Annotated in this window: 2 protein-coding genes and 2 riboswitches; both genes read left to right on the top strand. The window is 63.1% G+C overall.

Going from position 1 to position 1,644, the window contains the following annotated elements; all coding sequences use genetic code 11:
- Positions 1-71 precede the first annotated feature (71 nt).
- A riboswitch (cobalamin riboswitch) is annotated at positions 72-275 on the bottom strand.
- Positions 276-369: 94 nt separating this feature from the next.
- A riboswitch (cobalamin riboswitch) is annotated at positions 370-559 on the top strand.
- Positions 560-591: 32 nt separating this feature from the next.
- Complete coding sequence (locus RTX98_RS19965; RefSeq protein ID WP_312798622.1) at positions 592-780, top strand: CbtB domain-containing protein; 189 nt, start codon at positions 592-594, stop codon at positions 778-780.
- Between the two features lie 15 nt (positions 781-795).
- Positions 796-1,551 (top strand): CbtA family protein, encoded by a 756-nt coding sequence (locus RTX98_RS19960; RefSeq protein ID WP_312798621.1) that lies wholly within the window; start codon positions 796-798, stop codon positions 1,549-1,551.
- Positions 1,552-1,644 lie beyond the last annotated feature (93 nt).

Genomic DNA, 1,644 nt, shown 5'->3' with positions numbered 1-1,644 from the left:
ACGATCGAAATTGCGGGTGAGTCTGCCGCCAAGTTCCATACTCCTCGCCCGGATCGCCCGCCGGACATGTTCAGGATCAGTTCGCTGACGGCAGGTCTCCTGGCTCTCGGATCATCGCGTTTCTTCCGCCTTCCCAGGTTTTTCACCCAGTGGCTCTTGGAAGGATCGCTCACCCGATCACAGTTGCGGGGACAGCTGCGGAGTGGCTTTCGCGCACCGCATTCCCTCTTAGCTCCCGGCATTGCGGCCGGCAGACCGTCAGTGATGCTTGTACGGCTTGGCGCGAGCGGCTGTCAACGCGACGACTTCGCACGGCGCACGATGTTCAAGGCGTGTCGCGAATCCGATTGCACGACAATGTGAAAGCTCTATGCTGGCTTCGTCGACGGTTCCCGCAAGGGATGAAGGGAACGCGGTGAGGACATTGTCCGAAGCCGCGGCTGCCCCCGCAACTGTAAGCGACGAGCTTGGCCGAAAGCCACTGGAGGATGCTCCGGGAAGGTCGGTTGAAGCGTCGGAGTCGCAAGCCAGGAAACCTGCCGCCGACAGGAACTCGTAACGTGCCCTCGGGTGGAGGGCGGAAGGATGATCATGACGACTTCGACAATCGCGCCAGCCGGCGCTCCGGTTCAAACGCATACTCAGGCTCAGGCCCTGCCCTTGATGATGGCCGCTCTGCTCGGCCTGTTCGTGATCGGCTTCGTCGGCTTCTCGCATATCGAAGCCGTGCACAATGCTGGGCACGATTATCGCCATTCCATGGCTTTTCCCTGCCACTAGCCCAGGGATGATCTCATGACCCTTTTTCGTAACGTCGTGTTTCTCGCGGCGCTGGCCGGGCTATGCGCCGGCCTCGTGATGACCGCGCTTCAAGTTTATTCCACTGTGCCGCTGATCTTGCAGGCGGAAACCTTTGAGAATGCAGCGCCGGCAGCGCATGAGCATGGTGCGACAGATGCCACCGCACCCGTCAGCAGCGAGGCAGCTGCCGTTCCCGCGCATGAACATGATGAGGATGGCTGGGCGCCTGCTGACGGCTTCGAGCGAACGGCCTTCACCACGCTTGCCAACATCGTGACCGGCATCGGCTTTGCGCTGCTTCTCGTGGTCGCCTCGGAATTTGCCGGTGGCATCACCACGCTGCGGCAGGGCTTGCTGTGGGGCTTTGCAGGTTTCGCGGTCTTCACACTTGCGCCCGGTCTCGGCCTTCCGCCGGAACTGCCGGCGATGCCAGCCGCCGAACTCCTGCCGCGGCAGATCTGGTGGACAGGCACGGTGCTGGCGACGGCTGCTGGTTTGGCGCTGGTGGTTTTTGGCCGCGCATCGTGGCTGGCGATCCTCGGCATTGCGCTGTTGGTCGTGCCACATCTGATTGGCGCGCCGCAGCCGGAGAGCCATGAGTCGCCTATTCCGGAAGGTCTGCATCATCAGTTCGTGGTGGCAGTCACCGTCACTAACCTGGTGTTCTGGGCCGTGCTCGGTGTGGCGACGGCGTGGCTGCGCAACCGCGTCGTAAACGATGCCGTGACGGCGCGGCCGCGGCTTGCCTGAACCGACCACGCAGGGCCGGCTGACCTTTCTGCTTGGCGGCGCACGCTCCGGCAAGAGCCTGCATGCCGAGCGGCTGATCACTGCCCTGCCCGC

The organism is Tianweitania sp. (assembly GCF_032053605.1).
Lineage (GTDB): Bacteria > Pseudomonadota > Alphaproteobacteria > Rhizobiales > Rhizobiaceae > Tianweitania.
This window is presented reverse-complemented; position numbering and strand designations above follow the sequence as displayed.